The following is a 19994-nucleotide window of genomic DNA, read 5'->3' on the forward strand; positions in this document are numbered from 1 at the left end:
CCCCAGCTGCAGTCCAGGCCCCAGCCCCGACCTCTGCGCCGACTCCGGCTCCTGTCGCCGCCCCAGCACCGTCGGCACCGGTGGTGGACAATGGCCGCATCGTGGCGACCCCTAGGGCCAAAAAGCTGGCCTCCCAGATGGGAGTTGACTTGGCCACGGTGCGTGGAAGTGGCCCCCATGGCCGGATTCAGGCAGAGGACGTTGAGCAAGCCTCCGGGCAGCCCATCTCCGTGCCCCGGGTGGCGGAAGGAACAGCCCCCGCGGCTTCTGCGGTAGGCGCAGCAGCAGCAGCAGCCCCAGCCACTCCGGCTGGCAACAGCTTCGGGCGGCCCGGCGAGACCGTGGCCTTCAACACCCTGCAGGGTGCGGTGAACAAAAACATGGAGGCGAGCCTGGCGGTTCCCTGCTTCCGCGTCGGCTACACCATCACCACCGACAAGCTGGATGCCTTCTACAAACAGGTGAAGCCCAAAGGCGTCACGATGACGGCGCTGCTTGCCAAGGCTGTGGCCGTCACCCTGGCGCGTCACCCCCAGGTGAATGCCGCCACCACACCCGCTGGTATGACCTATCCGGCCGATGTGAATGTGGCTGTCGCGGTGGCGATGGAAGACGGTGGCTTGATTACGCCGGTGCTACGCAATGCCGACCGCACCGATCTCTATGAGATGTCGCGTCAGTGGGGTGATCTGGTCAAGCGCTCTCGTAGCAAGCAGCTGCAGCCGGAGGAGTACTCCACGGGCACCTTCACCCTCTCCAACCTCGGCATGTTCGGTGTTGATCGCTTCGATGCGATCCTCCCCCCAGGCACCGGGGCCATCCTTGCCGTCGCCGCATCACGCCCAACAGTGGTGGCGAACAAGGACGGGTCCATCGCCGTCAAGCGTCAGATGCAGGTCAATCTGACGGCGGATCACCGGGTGATTTACGGCGCAGACGGCGCAGCATTCCTGAAGGATCTCGCTGCGCTGATCGAGAGCCGTCCCGAAAGCCTGGCGCTCTGATCGGTCGCTCGCGTGCCTGACCCCAGGGACCTTCAACTCAGCAGCTACGACTACCCTCTGCCGTCCGAGCGCATCGCCCAGGCTCCGGTCGAGCCCCGGCACAGCGCTCGGTTGTTGATGGTTCCGCCCCAGGGGGAGCCATCACCGGAAGCAGCTCACGGCCAGGTGTGGGATCTGATGAAGCAGCTGCAGCCCGGTGATCTGCTGGTGGTGAACGACACCCGAGTGCTGAAGGCCCGTCTGGCGGTGCGCCGTTCCGGGGGAGGGCTGTCCGAGTTACTGGTGCTGGAGCCACGGGGTGAGGGTCGCTGGCTGTGTCTGGCCCGCCCTGCCAAGCGCATGCGGCCCGGCGATAACCTCACGATTGATGGCACCTCGATCAGCTTGAAGGTGCTCGCGGAAGATCCCGCCAGTGGTGGAAGGGTGGTGCAGTTTCCCAGTGATTGCAGGGATGCCGAAACCATTGAGGGCCTGCTCAATGACGTGGGCGAAGTGCCTTTACCGCCCTATATCGAACGGCACGATCCCAGCGACAGTCAGCGTTATCAGACCCGCTATGCCGATCGCCCCGGTGCGGTGGCTGCCCCGACGGCGGGGTTGCACTTCAGCGATGAATTACTGGCGGGCTTGCAGCAGAAAGGAGTGGAGCTGGCCCGGATCACCCTGCATGTGGGCCTCGGTACCTTTCGCCCTGTTGAAACGGAGGACCTTACCGCCTTGGAGTTGCACAGTGAATGGGTCGATGTCAGCCCCGCTGTGGTGAAGGCGGTGCAGGCTTGCCGAGGCCGTGTGATTGCGGTGGGCACCACCAGTGTTCGAGCTCTGGAGGGAGCCGCTCACGCGCATGGCGGTGTTCTTAAGCCCTACACAGGGCCGGTGGATCTGGTGATTCAGCCGGGTTATCAGTTCAAGGTGACTCAAGCCTTGCTCACCAACTTTCATCTGCCCAAAAGCTCCCTGCTGCTGTTGGTCAGTGCCCTGATCGGCCGGGAAACTCTGCTGAAGCTGTATGCCGAAGCGATCGAGAGGAGCTACCGCTTTTTCTCCTATGGCGATGCCATGTGGATTGATGCGGCGGCGGTTCAGCCCCAGGCCCGCCCACCGGCACGTTGAGGCCTTAATGGTGATGCCATAAAAAAAGCCCCGTCAAGGACGGGGCTCCAGATCTGCCTGCTGGAAACGATCAGGCTGTGACGGGTTGCTCGATGATGCCGGTCGGCACCTCGGCGAACATCACTGAGGAGAGGTAACGCTCAGCCAAGTCGGGCAGCACCACCACGATGGTTTTACCGGCGTACTCATCTTTTTCCGCCAGACGAATCGCTGCGGCAGCGGCGGCACCGCAAGAGATGCCCACCAACAGGCCTTCCTCCTGGGCCAGGCGCAGAGCCATGGCTACGGACTCCTCGTTGGTCACCTGCTCCACCTTGTCGACCACGGAGAGGTCGAGGTTTTTGGGGATGAAGCCAGCACCGATGCCCTGAATCTTGTGGGGACCGGGTTTGACGGCTTCACCGTTCATGGTCTGGGTGATCACCGGGCTGTTGGTCGGTTCAACGGCCACGGCTTCGATCGCCTTGCCCGCTTCATTTTTGATGTAGCGGGAGACGCCGGTGATGGTGCCACCGGTGCCGACGCCGGCCACAAGCACATCAATGGCGCCATCGCAGTCGTTCCAGATTTCAGGACCGGTGGTCTTGAAGTGGATTTCGGGGTTGGCGGGATTGTCGAATTGGCCGGGCATGAAGTATTTGGCCGGATCGCTTTCAGCGATTTCCTTGGCCTTGGCAATCGCACCGGGCATGCCCTTGGCGGCTTCGGTGAGGATTAGTTCAGCCCCGAGCACGGCCATCACCCGACGCCGCTCGATCGACATCGACTCGGGCATCGTCAGGATCAGCTTGTAACCGCGGGCAGCGGCGGTGAAGGCCAGAGCGATGCCGGTGTTGCCGGAGGTGGGCTCAACAATCACCTTGCCTTTGGTGAGCTTTCCGCTTTTTTCAGCGTCCCAAATCATGTTGGCGCCGATCCGGCACTTGACGCTGTAAGCGGGGTTGCGCCCCTCAACCTTGGCCAGCACGGTGGCCTTGCAGTTTTTGGTGACGTTGTTCAGCTTGACCAGCGGGGTGTTGCCAATGGCCTGACTGTTGTCGTCGTAAATGCGGGACATGGAGCTGATGTAGAGGGGCCCGAAGTAAACAAACTAATGATCAAAAGCCTCTCCTCATCCGGTTGTTAAGGGCTTTTTCAGAGTCTTACCGGTCTCTCAGTCAGCAAACGCTTGCTTAAACCGCATCCATAGCGCGTCGGGGTCTTCCAGACCCACCGAAACTCGCAGCAGATGAGCCGGCACTCCGCACTGTTCTGCCCAGCTCAGTTCGTCGTAGTGGGCCAACTGGGTGTACGGGCACACCAGGCTGAAATCGGTGCCAAGACTGGGCCCTTTGCTGATCCGAAGCACGTCGTAAACCCGCTTGGACTGCTCTTGGCCACCCTTCAGTTCAAAGGAGAGCAGGCAGCCATGGCCAGCTCCTCTTCGCATCAAAGCGCGGAAGTTGGGGCAGCTTTTCGGATGCAGCACCCGTCGCACGTCTGGGTGGGCCTCGAGCCGTTCCGCCAGCACCAGAGCGTTGGCATCTAGTTGTGGCACCCGCTGGATCACATCCCGGCTGGCAATCTCCAGGGCGATGGCATCGGCATCGCTTAGCGGGGTGATGCTGGGAACCGCCTTCAGCAGGGAGGCCGCCCAGGGCGACTGCGGACTCACCAGAACACTGCCGGCCATCACATCACCGCGGCCCGCGAAGCTCTTGGTGAGTGAGGTGAAGATCAGATCGGCATAGGGCACGGCATTGAGGTTGATGCCGGTGCCGATCGTGTCATCGGCAATCACCGGAATGCCGCGGTTGCGGGCCAAGGCCGAGACGCCTGGCAGGTCCATGCAGCGCAGCAGCGGATTGCTCGGCAGCTCCACGATCACCGCCGCCGGCTGGAGCCGATCCAGCGCCGCTTCCACCTCGGTGAGGGTCTGCGGTTGCAACAGCTCGCCACCGTGAAACACCACGCGCGGCTGCTTCAGCACATCCACGTAGGGAAAGCCCAGCTGCAGCGTGGGACGACTCGGCCGCAGCGTTTGGATGGCGCTGAGCGCTGCATGCAGGCCGGCCATTCCCGCCGGATGCAGGCTGATCTGTTGGGCATCGACGCCATGGATGCCAGCCAGGCGCTCTCGAATAACCCCGCGGGCCGCTTCGCCGGATTCACTGCTGGGGGCCGCCTCTTTCCCCAAGGCGATGGCTGCCTGGCGGGAGGAGAGCCCCAGGCCGGTGTGCTGCCAGAACGCTTTGGCATGGGGGCTGGCCGCTGCATCGCTGCGCAGGCAGGACACGCCTGCAATGACGATCAACTCGCAGTGGCCGTCCGGTGCCTTGCGTTGGCAGTGGGCCAGGGCTGCCAGGGCAGCGGCTTCGGTTGGGTAGGGCCAGACAGTGGTGCTTGCAAGCTCCGATGGCTGAACCAGTTCTCGGATCAGCGGATGCAGGCCGAAGCGGGGATAGATCGTCTGCAGGGCATCGCGGCAGGCCGGATCCTTTTCCTCGTAGGCGATCACATCGCGCCAGCGCGGCAGCGCTACAGACACCGCATGGGGGGAGTCGGGCAGGGGACGGCCGAGATCAGAGCCCTGCCAGGCCGGATCGCTCAGCAGATTGCGGGGACTCACGCCAGAAGCTCCAGGGCCTGGTCAAGATCGGCCTGCAGATCGGCGAGGTCTTCGCAGCCCATCGAGAAGCGCACCAGGCCGTCGTCAATGCCCAGCTTGGCTTTTACCTCGGCTGACACCGCGGCGTGGGTCATGGTGGCGGGGTGGCAGATCAGGCTTTCGATGCCACCCAGGCTTTCAGCCATGGTGAACCAGCGCAATTGTTTGCAGAGGGCATAGGTCTGCTCCTGGCTGGCGTTGAAGCTCACCGTCACGATCGCTCCACCGGCGCGCATTTGACGGGTCGCCACCTGATGCTGCGGGTGATCACTGCGGTGCGGATAACGCACCCAGTTCACTTTGGCGTGCCCCGCCAGTTGATCGGCCAGGGCCGCGGCATTGGCCATCTGCTGTTTGAGCCGCAGCGGCAGGGTCTTGATGCCTCGCGTGATCAGCCAGCAATCAAAGGGTGAGGGCTGCAGTCCCAGGGCCTTCTGGGAGAACACCATCTTCTTGTGCCACTCGGGATCGTTGGTGCACACGGCTCCACCGAGGGCATCGGAGTGGCCGTTGATGTATTTGGTCGTGCTGGTGAGCGAGAGGGTGGCGCCCAGATCCAGGGGGCGCTGCACCAGGGCGGTGGCGAAGGTGTTGTCGACCACCACGGGGATGCCGAGGGCTTGGGTGAGGGCGCAGACCGCCTCCAGGTCGATCACCTTAAGCAGTGGGTTGGTGGGGCTCTCAAGCCACACCATCGCTGGCTTCTGGGCTTGGATCTGCTCCAGTGCGGCCGGCTGGGTGAAGTCCACCCAAGCGGTTTTCAATCCGAATTTGGCGAACACCTGCTCGAACAGACGCACGGTGCAGCCGTAGAGGTTCTCTTCGCAGAGCACCAGATCGCCCTGTTTCAGTTGGGAGACCACAGCGGTGATGGCGCTGACGCCGGAGGCAAACACGGTGGCGTGGTCGCAGCCTTCAACCGAGGCGAGTACCCCATCCAGGATGCGGAAGTTGGGGTTGCCGGAGCGGGTGTAGTCGAACCCGCCAGCGTTGCCATGGGCAAAGGTGCTGGTGGGGAAGATCGGCGGCATCACCGTGCCGGTGTCTCCCGCAAAACTGTCGCCGTGGTGGATCACCCGGGTGTTCAGACCTGTGTTCACGGACGATCCATCGATTCGGACAGGCTAAGAAATCGCCTCTTCCATCCCAATAAAAAACCCCCGCCGTATGGCGGGGGTTGATGACGATCGCTTGGATTGAACCTCAGGATCAGTCGAGGTCGGGCATGCCGAGCACAGGCTCAGCCTTGCGGTCGATGCCTTTCTCGAAACCAGCAGCAGCAGCGCGAGCGCGGCCGGCGTGCCAGAGGTGACCAACCAGGAAGAAGAAGGCAAGCACAAACTGCGTTGCACCCAGCCACTGGCGAAGGTTCACGTAGTTCACCGAGTTGGGCTCGGTGATGATGCCGCCCACAGAGTTGATCGAGGCGTTGGGAGCGTGGGTCATGTACTCAGCCGCACGGCGCACTTGCCAGGGCTGAATGTCGTTCTGCAGCTTGTCGAGGCTGAGACCGTTGGGGCCACGCAGGGGCTCCAGCCAGGGACCACGGAAGTCCCAGAAGCGCATGGTTTCACCGCCAAAGATGATTTCACCGGTGGGTGAACGCATCAGGTACTTACCAAGGCCGGTGGGGCCCATGGCGGAACCGATGTTGGCGCCGAGGCGCTGGTCACGCACCAGGAAGGTGAAGCTCTGAGCCTGGGATGCCTCAGCGTTGGTGGGGCCCCAGAACTCGGAGGGATAGGCGGTGTTGTTGAACCAGATGTAGGCCGAAGCGATGAAACTCATGAAGCTCAGAGCGCCAAGGCTGTAGCTCAGGTAGGCCTCACCGTTCCAGATGAAGGCGCGACGCACCCAGCCGAAGGGCTTGGTGATGGCGTGCCAGATGCCACCGAAAATAAGGGTCAGACCCAGCCAGATGTGGCCACCGATGATGTCCTCCATGGAGTTCACACCGATGATCCAACCCTCGCCACCGAAGGGAGCGCGGAACAGGTAGCCGAAGATCACACCCGGATCGAGGGTCGGGTTGGTGATCATGCGGACGTCACCGCCACCGGGGGCCCAAGTGTCGTAGACGCCGCCGAAGAACATGGCCTTAAAGACCAGAAGCAGGCAGCCGACGCCCAGAAGAATCAGGTGATAACCAATGATGTTGGTCATCTGATTCTTGTCACGCCAGTCCTGAGAGAAGAAGGAGGAATAATTCTCCAAAATCTCAGGACCACGCAGGGCGTGATAGAGGCCGCCGAGGCCGAGCACGGCGGAACTGATCAGGTGCAGAACACCGACCACGAAGAACGGGAAGAGATCAGTGACCTCACCGCCGGGGCCCACGCCGTAGCCAAGGGTGGCGACGTGGGGCATGCAGATGAAGCCCTGCTCATACATGGGCTTGTCGAAGGTGAAGTGGCTCACCTCGAACAGCATCATTGCGCCGGCCCAGAACACCATCAGACCAGCGTGGGCCACGTGGGCACCAAGCAGACGGCCGGACAGGTTGATCAGACGGGCGTTGCCAGACCACCAGGCATACCCGGTGGAGGAGAGGTCTTTGCCGCCAGTGGCGCCAAGACCGGGATTAGAGAGCGTTACCACGGGGCAGAACCTCTTCAGGGAAGACGAAGTTTTCGTGCGGCTGGTCAGCCGGTGCCATCCAGGCACGCAGACCTTCATTCAGAAGGATGTTCTTGGTGTAGAAGGTCTCAAATTCGGGATCTTCTGCAGCGCGGATTTCCTGTGACACGAAGTCATAGGCGCGCAGGTTGAGGGCCAGGCCGATGATGCCGATGGAGCTGGTCCACAGGCCCATCACAGGCACAAACAGCATGAAGAAGTGCAGCCAGCGCTTGTTGGAGAAGGCGATACCGAAGATCTGACTCCAGAAGCGGTTGGCGGTGACCATGGAATAGGTCTCTTCTTCCTGAGTGGGCTCGAACGCCTTGAAGGTATTGGCCTGCTCACCGTCCTCAAACAGGGTGTTTTCCACGGTGGCGCCGTGAATGGCGCAGAGCAGTGCACCGCCGAGGATGCCGGCAACGCCCATCATGTGGAAGGGGTTCAGGGTCCAGTTGTGGAAGCCCTGGAGGAAGAGAAGGAAGCGGAAAATCGCAGCCACACCGAAGGAGGGTGCGAAGAACCAGCTGCTCTGGCCGAGGGGGTACATCAGGAAGACGCTGACGAACACCGCGATAGGGCCGGAGAAGGCGATGGCGTTGTAGGGGCGGATGCCGACTAGACGAGCGATCTCGAACTGACGAAGCATGAAGCCGATCAGTGCGAAGGCGCCGTGCAGGGCCACGAAGGCCCAGAGGCCGCCGAGCTGACACCAGCGAACGAAGTCGCCCTGGGCTTCAGGGCCCCAGAGCAGCAGCAAGCTGTGGCCCATCGCATCAGCGGGGGTAGACACAGCAGCGGTGAGGAAGTTGCAACCTTCCAGGTACGAGGAGGCAATGCCGTGGGTGTACCAAGAGGTGACAAAGGTGGTGCCTGTCAGCCAGCCACCGATGGCCAGATAGGCCGTTGGGAGAAGAAGGATGCCGGACCAGCCGACAAAAACGAAGCGGTCGCGCTTGAGCCAGTCATCGAGGACGTCAAACCATCCCCGCTGTGGCGCGCGTCCTACAGCGATCGTCATGAGAAGTGAACGGTGCGGAAAGCCGCAGGCTGTGGGATACGCCGCGACCTTAACAATCTTCACTCGACCTGCGGGGCTGATTTGCGTGAGCTGAAACCCGCTGTATCGCTCTGTTTCTTAGGGATTTTTTCCTATTCCGTCGTCGGGGCCTTTCTGCGGTCACAATGGCGCTTCGTTCTGGCTGGCTCATGTCCGCAGCAGTGCTTGAGCAACCTGTGCTCGGCTCCCGTCGTCTCTCGAATTTTCTGGTGGCCTCGGCCGTCACAATTGGGGGCGTGGGCTTCCTCCTGGCTTCGCTGTCGAGTTACCTCGGGCGCGACCTGCTCCCTCTGGGGCACCCCGCTGCGCTGGTGTTTGTCCCCCAGGGCCTGGTGATGGGCTTGTACAGCCTTGCTGCGGCCTTGCTGGCCACCTACCTCTGGTATGTGATCGCTGTGAACGTTGGTGGCGGCAGCAATCGCTTCGACAAGGATGCCGGCGTGGTGACCATTAGTAGACGTGGTTTTCGCAAACCCGTTCTGGTGGAAATTCCTCTTAAAGACGTCAAGGCGGTGAAGGTTGAGGTGCGCGATGGCTTCAATGCGCGCCGCCGTGTCGCCCTGAGAATCCAGGGACGCCGCGACATGCCGCTCACCCGCGTTGGTGAACCGCTCCCTTTGGCGCAGCTGGAGAAGGACGGTGCTGAACTGGCTCGCTTTCTGGGCGTCAACCTTGAGGGCCTTTGATCCGATGCGTCGTCTTCGTTCCTGGACTTTGCTGCTGCTCATCCCGTTGTTGGTGAGTTGCAGCCCATCCCCGCGCGCTTCGGTGGTGACGGGTTGTGCCGATGCTCAGGCGGCCTGCCTGCAGGGGCTGGCCACCGTCACCATGCAGACGAGCCAGGGCGAGTTCACAATTGAAGTGAACGGCGATGCCGCTCCCCTCACCTCCGGCAATTTCATTGATCTGGTGCGGCGCGGCACCTATGACGGAACGATGTTCCACCGCGTTGTTCGCGAGCCCGTCCCCTTCGTGGTGCAGGGGGGCGATCCACAATCCAGTGATAGATCGGTTCCCCTGGGGCAGCTCGGCACTGGCAGCTTTGTGGATCCAGATAACGGTCAGGCGCGGATGATCCCGCTTGAGATCAAGTTCCGATCCGAGCCGCAGCCCCGTTACAGCAGGGTCAGCACCAACCCTGCCGAACTTGATGGTCTGGAGTTGCCCCATGAGCGTGGGGCGGTGGCAATGGCCCGCTCCCAGGCTCCTGACTCGGCCAGCGCTCAGTTCTATGTGGCATTGCGTCCCTTGCCGGAACTCGACGGTCGTTACGCCGTCTTCGGACGTGTCGTGGATGGCATGGAAGTGGTGGATGCGATCCGGCAAGGGGATCGCATTACCGGTGCTGCATTAAATCAGTGAACTCAGGCCGGCACGCGGTTCTGGCTTGGAGACACTTTGAGCATTTCCGTGTTCACGCCTGAGGCTCGCTCAAGGGCTACCTTGCCGGTGCGGGCGATTTCCAGGATGCCGAAGGGGGCCATCAACCGTTCAAGCGCCACCAGTTTTCCGGGATCCCCCACCACTTCCAGGGTCAGGGCTTCATCGGCCACGTCCACCACCTTGGCCCTGAACACCTGAACGAGTTCGATCACTGCGCCCCGGGATGCTGCCGGTGCTGAAACTTTGAGCAGCATCAGTTCCCGCTCCACGGCCGGGCGCTGGGTCAGGTCGAGGACCTGAAGCACATTCACCAGCTTGTCCAGCTGTTTGGTCATCTGCTGGAGCGTCTGGTCATCGCCCTCCACCACCATGGTCAGGCGCGACTGCCCCTCGGCCTCTGCTGGGCCGACCGCCAGGCTGTCGATGTTGAAGCCGCGTCGGGCGAAGAGTCCTGCTATCCGGCTGAGTGCGCCGGATTCGTCCTCAACCACCACCGAAAGGGTGTGTTTCATCGCCGCTGGTTGTCCCCTGCCGGTCTGGTCCTCCCAAGTTACGGTCCAGCCAGGGCAACAACACAGCCAGGAAGCGATCGGGCGCTTCGTCGTGGGGGCAGTGACCGCAGCGATCCAGCACCTTCAGCTCGAGTTCGGAGTAACTGGCGGCCACGGATTCGCCGATAGCCAGGGGCACAAACCGATCCTGGCGGCCCCAGATCAGCAGCATGGGTGCCTGCAGTTGTTCGAGCAGTGCAGGGGCTGTAGCGCCACGTGGACGGTTGGCCATGCCCAGGCTCATGCCCCGCAGAGCCCGGGCGGCTGTAGGGCGCCGGGCAGGACGGGCGATCAGCTGCAGCAGCTCCGAGTCGGATTGGATCGACTGCCAGTAGGCCCCCTGAAGCCCGGTTTTGAGTAAGCCAGTGCGTGCGATCAAGGGCACCACAAGCTCAAGCGGAAGCAAGTGCAGCACCAGTCCGATTAGGCGCCGCTGCCAACGCCGCCGCCAGGGAGCCCGTCGTTTCGGCAGCGGTTGAATCAGGGCAGGGTCCGGTAGGGGCGCGGCGACAACCGCCCGCACCTGGTTCGGTGCCAACACCGCGGCGGTGAGCGCTGTTAGGCCCCCTAGGGAATTGCCGATCACCACCGCTGGCCCCTGCACCACCTGATCGAGGAATGCGCACACCTGTAGTGCCCAGAGCCGGTTGTCCATCGGCCGCGCCGGCTGAGCGGATTGGCCGAATCCCAGCAGGTCCAGGCTGTAGACCCGCCAGCCCTGATCAGCCAGACGCGGCGCGCAGTGGCGCCAGTGTCCGCTGGCAGCGCCGAAACCGTGCAACAGCAGCAGGGCAGGGCCCGCTTCAGGGCCGCTGACCCGCCAGTGGCAGGGCCAGCCCCTCCACGGCCAGGTGCTCTGGACACCCCACTCGGCAGTCTGGACAGCAGCAGGTGGCACCCTTCTGACCTCAACCGATCATCACTATCGCGAAGGTTTGGCTGAGCTCAGCCTTGGCCGAGGCTTTTTCAGGCCTGAGTCGCGTCCGGCCCGGGACCTGTCGGTGTTGCTTGCCCGTCACCAGATTCTTCACGCCACGCGGCCCCTGCGCTGGCTTGATCTGATGGCCGGTTGTGGGATCCGGGCCCTGCGCTGGGGGGTGGAGGCGCTGGGCAACCCGGCCGTTGAGACACAGCTCTGGATCAACGATGGGGATCCAGATCGGCTGCCCCTGATCCAGGCCAATGTGCAGGGGCTGGGCTGTTCAACGCGGCTCACGGCTGATGCCGCAGACCTACTGCTGCACCGCTCGATTGTTCAGCGCCACTGGTTCGATTTCATCGACCTTGATGCCTTCGGCTCTCCTGGGCCTCTGATTCAGCCGGCGCTCCAGGCCCTTCGCTTCGACGGCCTGTTGTTTCTGGCCTCCACGGATGGCCGGTCCCCCACTGGCCATGACCGGCCGGGTGCAATCCGCAGCCTTGGAGCCGCCGCTCGCGCCCACCCTTCCAGCTGGGAAATGGCCCTGCGTCAGCAGATCGGGCTGGTGGCGCGGCAAGCCTGGATGCTGGGGCGCGGACTGCAGCCGCTGTTCAGCTTCAGTGAAGGCCGCACCTTTCGTCTGGCCCTGCGCCTGCGGCGCCAGATCCCAGCAGGCGATGAAAAGAAGCTTGGGCTTGTGGCCCGTTGCGAAAGCTGTGGTGCCCAACGGGTGCAGCCTCTGCTCAAGCTCAGCGGCTGGCCGGCCTGTGAGTGCGCAGCTGGACAGGGGCGGTGGAGCATCAGCGGCCCGTTGTGGATCGGTCCCTTGCAGGAGCAGAAGCTGTTGCAGCATCTGCTTGCCGATGCTCAACAGCTGGGACGTCAGCAGATCAGCCCCGCCACGTTTCGGCTGATGCAGCGCCTGCAGGCGGATCCTGGAGATCGCCCCACGGTCTGGCCCACAGATGAGCTGGCCCGGCGGCTGGGCATCGGTGGGCCGCCAGCTCTGGGGCCATTGGTGCAGGCGCTCCAGGCCGCGGGCTATCGCGCCAGTGCCAGCGGCGTCATGGCAGGGCAGGTGCGAACCGATGCTGAATTACCGCAGCTGTTACAGATCTGCACCAGCCTGCGGGGGGAAGGGATTTAAATGGGCGGGTGATCGCTTTGCCCAGAACATGGCTGCTGAGATTTTTGGAACTGCTGCGATCTTCTGGGTCTTGATTCCCGTCGGCCTCGCTGGTGGTGCTCTGCTGCTGAAACTGCAGGGCGACGACTGAAGCAGTCGCTTCGAAGCGGGGGCCATTAGGCTCGCCTCTTCGTAAGGAAGGCGTCGATGCAAGTGCTTGTGGTGGGTGGCACCGGCACCCTGGGACGACAGATCGCCCGTCGTGCTCTTGATGCCGGCCACCAAGTGCGCTGCATGGTGCGGACGCCCCGTAAAGCTGCCTTCCTTCAGGAATGGGGTTGTGAGCTGACCCGGGGCGACCTATTGGAACCCGACAGCCTCGATTACGCCCTCGAGGGCATGGATGCCGTGATTGATGCATCCACCAGTCGCCCCAACGATCCTCGCAGCATCTACGAAACGGATTGGGACGGAAAGCTCGAACTGCTTCGTGCCTGTGAACGGGCAGGGGTGAAGCGTTTTGTTTTTCTCTCGCTGTTGGGTGCGCATCAGCACCGCGACGTTCCCTTAATGGACATCAAGGCCTGCACGGAGAAGCTGCTGGAGTCCTCGGATCTCGATTACACGATTCTGCAGGGTGCCGCCTTCATGCAGGGGGTGATCAGTCAGTTCGCCATTCCTGTTCTGGAGAGCCAGACCGTGTGGGTCAGTGGCAGCCCCACGGCCATTGCCTACATGAACACTCAGGACATGGCCCGCTTTGCCGTCGCGGCACTCGAGCGGGAGGAGACCGTGCGCGGCACCTACCCGGTTGTAGGCCCCAAGGCCTGGAACACCGGTGAGCTTGTGCAGCTCTGTGAACGCTGCAGTGGCAAGACAGCCCGTGTGTTCCGGGTGCAGCCCTTCTTGATCAACCTGATGCAGGGGGTGGCGTCCTTCTTTGAACCCGCCGTCAACGTGGCAGAGAGGTTGGCTTTCGCTGAGGTCACCGGCAGCGGTCAGACCCTGGATGCCCCCATGCAAAACAGCTATGCAGCCTTCGGTCTTGAGGCCTCGGAGGCCACGGACATGGAGGGCTACATCGGCGAGTACTACGACACGATCCTGAAGCGCCTGCGCGAAATGGAAGCCGATCTTGACAAGGACGCGAAGAAAAAGCTGCCTTTCTGAACCTTGATCCCTCTTGGTTCTTTTGTACTATCGCCTTAACTAATCCCTTCCTTATGGCTGTCGCTCAGCTCAAAAATCTGCAGCGGCGTCTGCAGTTGTTGTCGGATGAGGCGGAACAGGGCCTCAACCGCGTTTGCGGCCATGAGCTATGGAAGTCGGTGGGCCCCGATGCGGTGGATGGTATGGCTGATCCCGACCGACGGGCAGAGGCCAACTACTGGTACGGCCAGTGGAATGTGGTGCGTGAGTTGCAGGAGGCAATCGGCTGATGGCGGAGTCGTGTTGTTCGTCCCCAGTGCCGCAGTCTCTGGATCAAACCCAGGCGGTTGAAGCCCGCTATGGAGCTGCTGCCCAAGAGCAGGAAGCCTGCCTTTGCACCCCGGTCGGCTTCGACCCTGCCCTGCTCAGGGTGATTCCGGAAGCTGTCATTGACCGTGATTACGGCTGTGGTGATCCCACCCGTTGGGTGAAGCAGGGGGACTGCGTGCTCGACCTGGGCAGCGGCAGCGGCAAAAACGCCTTCATCTGTAGCCAAATCGTCGGGGCATCCGGCCATGTGATCGGTGTGGACCGCAACGCCGACATGCTGGCCCTGTCGCGTGAAGCGATCCCGGTTGTTGCCTCAGCCGTGGGCTTCGACAACGTCCGTTTTGTTGATGGAGCCATCGAAGCCCTGGATGCCCTCACGGCAACAGGTGAACCCCTAATCGCTGATGGTTCGATCGATGTGGTGCTGAGCAACTGTGTGCTCAACCTGGTGAACCCGTCGGCACGGGACAGGCTTCTGGCCAACATTCGCCGGGTCCTGGTCCCCGGTGGTCGCGTCGCCATCAGCGACATCGTTTGCGATCAGGTGGTGCCCCTGCGGTTGCAGCAGGACCCGGATCTCTGGAGCGGCTGCATCAGCGGCGCCTGGCAAGAGGAGGCCTTCATGGAGGCCTTTGAAGCTCTTGGCTTTGAGCAAGTTCGCTACGCCGATCGGAGTGAGCAGCCCTGGCGTGTGGTGGAAGACATTAAATTCCGGGCGGTCACCCTCGTCGGCGTCCTCCCCGCCGAGGCCCAGCGCTCGAGCTGCTGCTGATCAGGCGGGTCAGCCGTTCCTGTTCGACAGCCGTCACCGCACGCCAAGTACCGGGTTGAAGGCCCGCGAGGTCCAGCGGTGGACCGTTATCCATCAGGTCGATGCAGCAGCGCACCAATCGCAACGTTGGTAGGCCAACAGCAGCTGTCATCCGGCGCACTTGCCGGTTGCGCCCCTCGGTGAGGGACAGCTGCAGCCAACTGGTGGGAATCGCAGCGCGGTAACGAATTGGAGGGGTTCTGTCGGGCAACTGCGGTTGCTCCTGACCCTGAAGCCAGTTCACATTCGCAGGCAAGGTGCGGCGCCCCTGAACCACAACCCCATCGCGAAGCTGTTGGAGTTGCTTGGTGTTGGGGGTTCCTTCCACCTGCGCCCAGTAGCTGCGCCAGTGGCCAAAGCGAGGGTCAGTGAGGCGCTGTTGCAGTCGGCCGTTGTTGGTGAGGATCAGCAGCCCCTCGCTGTCGGCGTCGAGGCGTCCTGCGGCATACACCTCTGGCACATCAACAAAGTCGCTCAGACAACGCCAGCGGCTTCCCTCTTCCGGCGTGAATTGACTCAAAACCCCGAAGGGCTTGTTCAGCAGCAGCGTCGTCAAGTCAGCTTGCGTTTTCGCGCATCCTCCACAGGTTGACCACGCCAATGGAGATCAGCAGCAGGCCGAGATCCAGGCTCAACGGGGGGAGAATCACGGCTGGAGGATGTGTGTCGGCGTTGGAGCCTAAGGGCTGTGTTCTCTCTGCGGGGTGCAAGTGGCCTTCTAAACTGACTCCAGCGAGACAGAACTGGCCACCAGCGCATGATCGAAACCTCGGGCGTGATCGAGAAGGAACAGGGCAACGGGTTCTATCTGGTCACCCTCGAGCAGCCTGCTGGTCACCAATGCCTCTGCAGAGCCGCTGGAAAGCTCACCAAGTTCCGGATCAAATTGCTTGCTGGTGACAAGGTCCTAGTGGAGATCAGCCCCTACGACCTCACCCGCGGCCGAATCACTTACCGCGAGCGCAATGCCGGTGCTCCTGGCGGTCGTCCCGGCGGCAATCGCCCCGGCGGACCGCGCCGTCGCTAAGGGCCGCTGCCCTCAGGCGGCAGCCTGAAGGCAAGCCTCAATGGCAGCTTTGAATTCACTGCGCTGCTTTACGCCGCGCCACTGCTTCATCATGGACTTGTTGTGGAACAGCTGCACAGTGGGTGTGCCATTGACTCCGGCCTGTTCAGCGATCTCCTGATCGGCCTCGATGTCGATGACAACGGCCTGGGCGGATCCATCAAGTTCTTGAATCACTCGCTGCAACTGGGGTTTCAGCACGTGGCAAGGCCCGCAGCTGGGTGAGGTGTAAATCACTAGAAGAGGCTTGGCGCTGTCGTGGTACAGCTTGCGCAGGGCAAAGCTTCCTTTCTGCCACAGCCCTTGGGGGTCGTAGGTGGCTTCTGTGGTTACGTCTACATTCACAGGACGTTCCGCCACCGCCGGCTCCACCTGCTCACGCTGCACCCGAGTGGCCAGGTTGTGGTGACTCAGCCAGCGCTCCGCTGCCAAGGCCGCCTTGCAACCACTGCCAGCTGCGGTGATGCCCTGTCGCCATTCGGCATCGGCCACATCCCCGGCCGCGAAGACGCCTTCCATGGACGTTTCCGGACGTCCCGGTTCAGTTGTCAGGTAACCCTTCCCGTCCAGATCTAATTGCCCCTGAAGCAGATCGGTGTTTGGGGTGTGTCCGATGGCATAAAAGAGGCCTTTGACGGAGAGGGTGGTTGAGATGCCCTCAACGCGATTGCGCAGGGTCATCGACTGCATCCAGTCGTCCCCGCTCACGTCATCGATCTCGCTGTTCCAGTGCACCGTGATCGCTTTGTTGGCCAACACCCGATCAGCCATGGCGGCACTGGCGCGGAGTTTGTCGGAGCGCACCACCAGATGCACATGGCTTCCGTATTTGGTCAGATACACCGCCTCTTCACAGGCGGAGTCGCCGCCGCCCACCACGGCAAGTTCCTCATTGCGGAACTGAGGTGTGGCGCCGTCACAGATCGCGCAGGCGCTAATCCCTTTGCTCCAGAAGGTTTCCTCCGAGGGCAGTTGGAGACGGTTGGCACTGGCGCCGGTGGCAATCACCAGGGCGTGGGTGCGGATGGTCTGTCCTTCAACCTCAATGCAATAGGGCTTGGCGCTGAGATCAATGCTGTCGGCATCCGCTTCCAGCAGGTGGGTTCCCCACCGCACCGCCTGGGACTTCATTAAGTCCATCAGGTCGGGGCCGAGCACACCGTCAGGGAAGCCCGGAAAATTCTCAACATGGGTGGTGGTCATCAACTGACCGCCAGGGATTCCGCCGCGTTGAAATCCAGTGATCAGAAGCGGTTGCAGGTTGGCTCGTGCTGCATAGATAGCAGCTGTGTAACCGGCTGGCCCTGAGCCAACGATGACCAGATTTTCGATGTGATCGTTACCGGTCTGACCCACCGCTTAAGCGAACTGACTATGAGTTAACTCTAGAGGCCTGTCGGAAGTCTGCGTGAGAAAAGGTTCAAAAAAGGATGAGTGGGTTTCAGAAGAATTTCAGAAAATATTCAGATTTCAACTTGTGAGTCGTTGGAGGTGGGGTCGTGAATCGGGCGTCGTTTGCTTGGGTTGCGCGGAACAGTCAAAACATTGGCCTCAAGCATCTCAACGTTTTCGCCAATGCATGTGATCCATTCACAGAATTCTTGCGATATCGCATAACTGTCTTCATAGCGCTCTTCCTTGTCCAGGACTGCGATGCGAGTGGATGCCCAGCCCGTTGCAACGACGATCCGGCGTTCCATTGCGGCGTCCATGACTATCTCCTCGATGTAGATCAGGTTGGCGGATCGGGGGGCCCTTTCGGCTGTCCATTCGCACAAATTCGCATTTTCCTCTGGCCAATGCTGTGCTCAGCGCTGCAAAAAAGTGGGCAATTCGGGCGTTTTCAGTCGGATGACGGCGCCGGCTCCGTCCTCCACCGCTTCCAGGGGAAGGCTTGGTCCGCGCCAGGCTCCAACCTCCAGATGCTTGTCCTCGGCATCCTGCTCATGAGGCCGAAGCACGTAGGGCTCGGCCACCGACCATGAGCGGGCATAGTCCATCAGCAGTGGGTCCGCTGGCGCAAAGACGAAGGAGGCTTCCCTGGGAATGGCTTCGCGGGCGGCCAGTTCGGGCGTCATCCGCACGGCCCGGGTGATGCCCTGCACAAAGCGGCTTCGGGTCACCACGGTGGTCAGGTAGGCCACCACCCGTAGACGTGGCGCATCAAAGCCTTCTGCGCACATGTCGATGCTCACTAGCCAATCGGCGTTACCGCTTTGGAAGGCGTTCAAGCGCTCCGTTGCTTGGGGGCTCTGGGAATGGATCAACTCCACCCGGTTGCCGTCGTCAATCAACACTCGGCTGATGGCCTCGGCGTGGCTGATATCGCGGGCGATCACAAGGCCAGCAGCCTGCGGCTGCCGCTCGCGCAACTGATTCAGCTTCTGCTGGGCGCGCAGCAGAACCTGCTGGCCAATGCTGCTGCTGTCGGCCAGACGGATGGCGCGACGTAGGTTGCGCGCGCGCCAGCTTTCACGTTGTTCAGCCGATATGGGGGAGACGTCGCGGTCGGGTTGTCCTTCGCGGCTGTGTTCCACCCAGCCGTCCTGAAAGCGGAACTCCAGGGGGCGCACATCCCCGGCGGCGATCAAGTCCCTGGGTTCAACGCAGAGATCTGGACGAATTTGCTCAACCCACCCACCGTCATCCAGCCGCACGCGGATTCGCCGGGCGGCGCAGAACGCCAGGTTGTCGGCACGAAAGGGGGTTCCAGTGAGCCCCAGGCGCAGCCGCAGGCTGCTGGTCATCTCGAGAAAGGTGTGCCCCCAGGCGGTGGCGTCCGGCTCGTCAGGATTGACGCCGAGATGGTGGGCCTCATCGGCGATCGCCATGCAGGCGCTCAGGCCCCATTGCGCGAGCCGTGCTCCCAGAGCCTCGCGCTGGCGACCGGCACCCTGATAAGTCACCAACAAGCCATCAGCGTCTTGGCTTTGCTCCGGCGGGCAGGGCCACTCCTCTAGCCGCAAGCCAAGACGCGCCGCGGCGGATTTCCATTGATTGAGGATTGAGGTTCGGTGGCAAAAGACCATGAAATGGTCCAGCCGGCCTTGATCGCGCATGGTGCGGAATCCCAGCAAGGCCCCGAGGGTTTTGCCTGCCCCTGGGCCTGCAAACACCAACAGGTCGCGGCTGCTGGCCTCAAGCTCGAGCCTGCGCCGCAGCAGCTGGATCAGCTGTTGCTGCCACTGCCGGGGTTGGACGGGGGAGCGGCTGAGCTCGGCATTGTGCGTTCCCGGGAGGTTGAAGCTGACAACTGAGATATCACCTCTCGGGAAGATGAGTCTTTTTAACCATTCTTTTGCGCTGTGGCATCTCTACTGTCCGGCCATTAGCTCCATCGGGATCGGGTCCCGCCCATCGCCATGGCCCAACGTCGTTTTTTCAGCAGCCCCCTCGACCAGCAGCGCGACCAACTCGATGGCTGCTGGGAACTCGATTGCGACATCGATCCCTTGATTCTTCGGGCACGCGTCCTGCACCGCCGCGGTGAGGTGACTTGGGCCGTGGGCCTCGAACAGGAAGTGCTGCCGATCGTTTGAGCCGGCAGCAGGTGTTGGATAAGCGCCCCTGCTTCAGAGCGCTTCGGCGTGGTTGACCACCAGGTGCTCCACTTCCATCAAGGCCTCTTCTGAGGCGGTGCGGGCGGCAGTGAAATCCCCCTTGGCTGAATCCAGCAGCTGTTGAGCGAGCCGATCCAGCAGCTCTTCTTTCCGTTCCTCAATCATCGCCACGATTTCGGTTTCCACCAGGGTGCGCACAGCCTTAATGCGTAGGTCATCGTTTTCCGCTTCCGCGAAGGTGCCCTGCACGAGTTCCTGGATGAACAGGCGGTGCACTTCGCTGCTGCGCAAGAAGCTTTCCGTGGCGTTGATCATCCCGTCCACCAGGGTGCGGTCAGGCTCGCTTTCGCCTTCGTTGAGCTTGAACTCCCAGTCGAGATGTCGCCGCTGCCAGCCGGCTGTGTGCAGGCTCGGCATCACGCTTTGCGAAAAGGTGTCGACCGAGATTTCATAGATCCGCTCCGCCAGCCGTTCACACCAGCCTTTGCCGTGCAACTGGAGGGTGGACTGCATGGTTTCCCGTTCGACGGCATGGCCACCGTGGTGGCTGTGACAGAGACCGTCGGGACACTCGATTGCGCTGATACCCATTGGAAGCACAGAGGGTGCACTTCACGTAGCAAGAACGACAGAAGCTCTTTGCGTTCTTCAGGAAGTTT

The 19994-nt window shown here is 62.0% G+C and carries 23 protein-coding genes; 11 read left to right on the forward strand and 12 right to left on the reverse strand.

The annotated features are described in order from the left end of the window. Nucleotides 1–1004, forward strand: a 1004-nt coding sequence (locus tag FZZ85_RS00005) for a dihydrolipoamide acetyltransferase family protein (RefSeq protein ID WP_226410992.1), incomplete at its 5' end; no start/stop codon positions are given. 12 nt (nucleotides 1005–1016) lie between these two features. Further along, a complete protein-coding gene (queA, locus tag FZZ85_RS00010; protein ID WP_226410994.1) occupies nucleotides 1017–2117 on the forward strand; it encodes a tRNA preQ1(34) S-adenosylmethionine ribosyltransferase-isomerase QueA in 1101 nt (366 codons plus the stop codon). A gap of 70 nt (nucleotides 2118–2187) precedes the next feature. Here the strand turns inward: queA and cysK are convergent, their stop codons facing one another. The 5 genes from cysK to psbD form a co-directional block, all read right to left on the reverse strand. Further along, nucleotides 2188–3174, reverse strand: coding sequence for a cysteine synthase A (gene cysK, locus FZZ85_RS00015; protein WP_226410996.1), 987 nt, complete (start codon nucleotides 3172–3174; stop codon nucleotides 2188–2190). Nucleotides 3175–3270: 96 nt separating this feature from the next. Further along, a complete protein-coding gene (locus FZZ85_RS00020) occupies nucleotides 3271–4725 on the reverse strand; it encodes a PLP-dependent transferase (protein WP_226410998.1) in 1455 nt (484 codons plus the stop codon). Then, complete coding sequence (locus FZZ85_RS00025; RefSeq protein ID WP_226411000.1) at nucleotides 4722–5864, reverse strand: PLP-dependent aspartate aminotransferase family protein; 1143 nt, start codon at nucleotides 5862–5864, stop codon at nucleotides 4722–4724. The genes FZZ85_RS00020 and FZZ85_RS00025 overlap by 4 nt, the downstream gene beginning before the upstream one ends. Before the next feature lie 109 nt (nucleotides 5865–5973). After that, nucleotides 5974–7362 (reverse strand): photosystem II reaction center protein CP43, encoded by a 1389-nt coding sequence (gene psbC / locus FZZ85_RS00030; protein WP_226411002.1) that lies wholly within the window; start codon nucleotides 7360–7362, stop codon nucleotides 5974–5976. Then, the gene (psbD, locus tag FZZ85_RS00035; protein ID WP_006851499.1) at nucleotides 7346–8401 is read right to left on the reverse strand and encodes a photosystem II D2 protein (photosystem q(a) protein); all 1056 of its coding nucleotides are present in this window, start codon (nucleotides 8399–8401) and stop codon (nucleotides 7346–7348) included. The genes psbC and psbD overlap by 17 nt, the downstream gene beginning before the upstream one ends. Before the next feature lie 188 nt (nucleotides 8402–8589). Here psbD and FZZ85_RS00040 point away from each other — a divergent pair, with 188 nt between their 5' ends. Together FZZ85_RS00040 and FZZ85_RS00045 are read left to right on the forward strand one after the other, a co-directional pair. After that, nucleotides 8590–9126 carry a photosystem I assembly protein Ycf4 gene (locus tag FZZ85_RS00040; RefSeq protein WP_115009215.1) on the forward strand — a complete coding sequence of 179 codons (537 nt, stop codon included), beginning with the start codon at nucleotides 8590–8592 and terminating at the stop codon, nucleotides 9124–9126. 4 nt (nucleotides 9127–9130) lie between these two features. Next, on the forward strand, nucleotides 9131–9802 hold the full coding sequence (locus FZZ85_RS00045; RefSeq protein ID WP_226411005.1) for a peptidylprolyl isomerase: 672 nt from the start codon (nucleotides 9131–9133) through the stop codon (nucleotides 9800–9802). Nucleotides 9803–9804: 2 nt separating this feature from the next. Here the strand turns inward: FZZ85_RS00045 and ilvN are convergent, their stop codons facing one another. Beyond that, on the reverse strand, nucleotides 9805–10335 hold the full coding sequence (gene ilvN, locus FZZ85_RS00050) for an acetolactate synthase small subunit (protein ID WP_226411007.1): 531 nt from the start codon (nucleotides 10333–10335) through the stop codon (nucleotides 9805–9807). Next, nucleotides 10307–11272, reverse strand: a complete 966-nt coding sequence (locus FZZ85_RS00055) for an alpha/beta fold hydrolase (protein ID WP_226411009.1) — start codon at nucleotides 11270–11272, stop codon at nucleotides 10307–10309. Before FZZ85_RS00055 ends, ilvN begins: the two co-directional genes overlap by 29 nt. A 37-nt stretch (nucleotides 11273–11309) precedes the next feature. Here FZZ85_RS00055 and FZZ85_RS00060 point away from each other — a divergent pair, with 37 nt between their 5' ends. Genes FZZ85_RS00060 through FZZ85_RS00080 form a run of 5 tightly spaced genes read left to right on the forward strand, consistent with a single transcriptional unit; the run spans nucleotide 11310 to nucleotide 14670 of the window. Beyond that, nucleotides 11310–12440 (forward strand): N2,N2-dimethylguanosine tRNA methyltransferase, encoded by a 1131-nt coding sequence (locus tag FZZ85_RS00060; RefSeq protein WP_226411011.1) that lies wholly within the window; start codon nucleotides 11310–11312, stop codon nucleotides 12438–12440. A gap of 28 nt (nucleotides 12441–12468) precedes the next feature. After that, a complete protein-coding gene (gene petM, locus FZZ85_RS00065) occupies nucleotides 12469–12570 on the forward strand; it encodes a cytochrome b6-f complex subunit PetM (protein WP_011364936.1) in 102 nt (33 codons plus the stop codon). Nucleotides 12571–12626: 56 nt separating this feature from the next. Beyond that, nucleotides 12627–13589 (forward strand): NAD(P)H-binding protein, encoded by a 963-nt coding sequence (locus tag FZZ85_RS00070; protein WP_226411013.1) that lies wholly within the window; start codon nucleotides 12627–12629, stop codon nucleotides 13587–13589. A gap of 53 nt (nucleotides 13590–13642) precedes the next feature. After that, nucleotides 13643–13858, forward strand: a complete 216-nt coding sequence (locus tag FZZ85_RS00075; protein WP_011364934.1) for a hypothetical protein — start codon at nucleotides 13643–13645, stop codon at nucleotides 13856–13858. Then, the gene (locus FZZ85_RS00080) at nucleotides 13858–14670 is read left to right on the forward strand and encodes a methyltransferase domain-containing protein (protein WP_226411015.1); all 813 of its coding nucleotides are present in this window, start codon (nucleotides 13858–13860) and stop codon (nucleotides 14668–14670) included. The genes FZZ85_RS00075 and FZZ85_RS00080 overlap by 1 nt, the downstream gene beginning before the upstream one ends. Here FZZ85_RS00080 and FZZ85_RS00085 read toward each other — a convergent pair. Next, nucleotides 14618–15265 (reverse strand): pseudouridine synthase, encoded by a 648-nt coding sequence (locus FZZ85_RS00085; RefSeq protein ID WP_226411017.1) that lies wholly within the window; start codon nucleotides 15263–15265, stop codon nucleotides 14618–14620. The genes FZZ85_RS00080 and FZZ85_RS00085 overlap by 53 nt on opposite strands. A 201-nt stretch (nucleotides 15266–15466) precedes the next feature. Here FZZ85_RS00085 and infA point away from each other — a divergent pair, with 201 nt between their 5' ends. Next, complete coding sequence (gene infA / locus FZZ85_RS00090) at nucleotides 15467–15736, forward strand: translation initiation factor IF-1 (protein ID WP_006041809.1); 270 nt, start codon at nucleotides 15467–15469, stop codon at nucleotides 15734–15736. 12 nt (nucleotides 15737–15748) lie between these two features. On the opposite strand, the gene trxB is transcribed toward infA, so the two are convergent. The 3 genes from trxB to FZZ85_RS00105 all read right to left on the reverse strand — a co-directional run bounded on the left by trxB (nucleotide 15749) and on the right by FZZ85_RS00105 (nucleotide 18939). Next, nucleotides 15749–17131, reverse strand: coding sequence for a thioredoxin-disulfide reductase (trxB, locus tag FZZ85_RS00095; protein WP_226411019.1), 1383 nt, complete (start codon nucleotides 17129–17131; stop codon nucleotides 15749–15751). A gap of 107 nt (nucleotides 17132–17238) precedes the next feature. After that, nucleotides 17239–17553: a hypothetical protein gene (locus tag FZZ85_RS00100; RefSeq protein ID WP_226411022.1), complete on the reverse strand. Its 315-nt coding sequence runs from the start codon at nucleotides 17551–17553 to the stop codon at nucleotides 17239–17241. Nucleotides 17554–17583: 30 nt separating this feature from the next. Beyond that, entirely contained in the window at nucleotides 17584–18939 is a 1356-nt protein-coding gene (locus FZZ85_RS00105; protein ID WP_370631103.1) for a DEAD/DEAH box helicase, read from the reverse strand. Nucleotides 18940–19137: 198 nt separating this feature from the next. Here FZZ85_RS00105 and FZZ85_RS00110 point away from each other — a divergent pair, with 198 nt between their 5' ends. After that, nucleotides 19138–19314, forward strand: a complete 177-nt coding sequence (locus FZZ85_RS00110) for a hypothetical protein (protein ID WP_226411024.1) — start codon at nucleotides 19138–19140, stop codon at nucleotides 19312–19314. 33 nt (nucleotides 19315–19347) lie between these two features. Here FZZ85_RS00110 and FZZ85_RS00115 read toward each other — a convergent pair whose 3' ends face one another. Then, the gene (locus FZZ85_RS00115; RefSeq protein ID WP_226411026.1) at nucleotides 19348–19926 is read right to left on the reverse strand and encodes an EF-1 guanine nucleotide exchange domain-containing protein; all 579 of its coding nucleotides are present in this window, start codon (nucleotides 19924–19926) and stop codon (nucleotides 19348–19350) included. Between the last annotated feature and the right edge of the window lie 68 nt (nucleotides 19927–19994).

The organism is Synechococcus sp. MU1642, assembly GCF_020514115.1.
Classification (GTDB): Bacteria; Cyanobacteriota; Cyanobacteriia; order PCC-6307; family Cyanobiaceae; genus Parasynechococcus.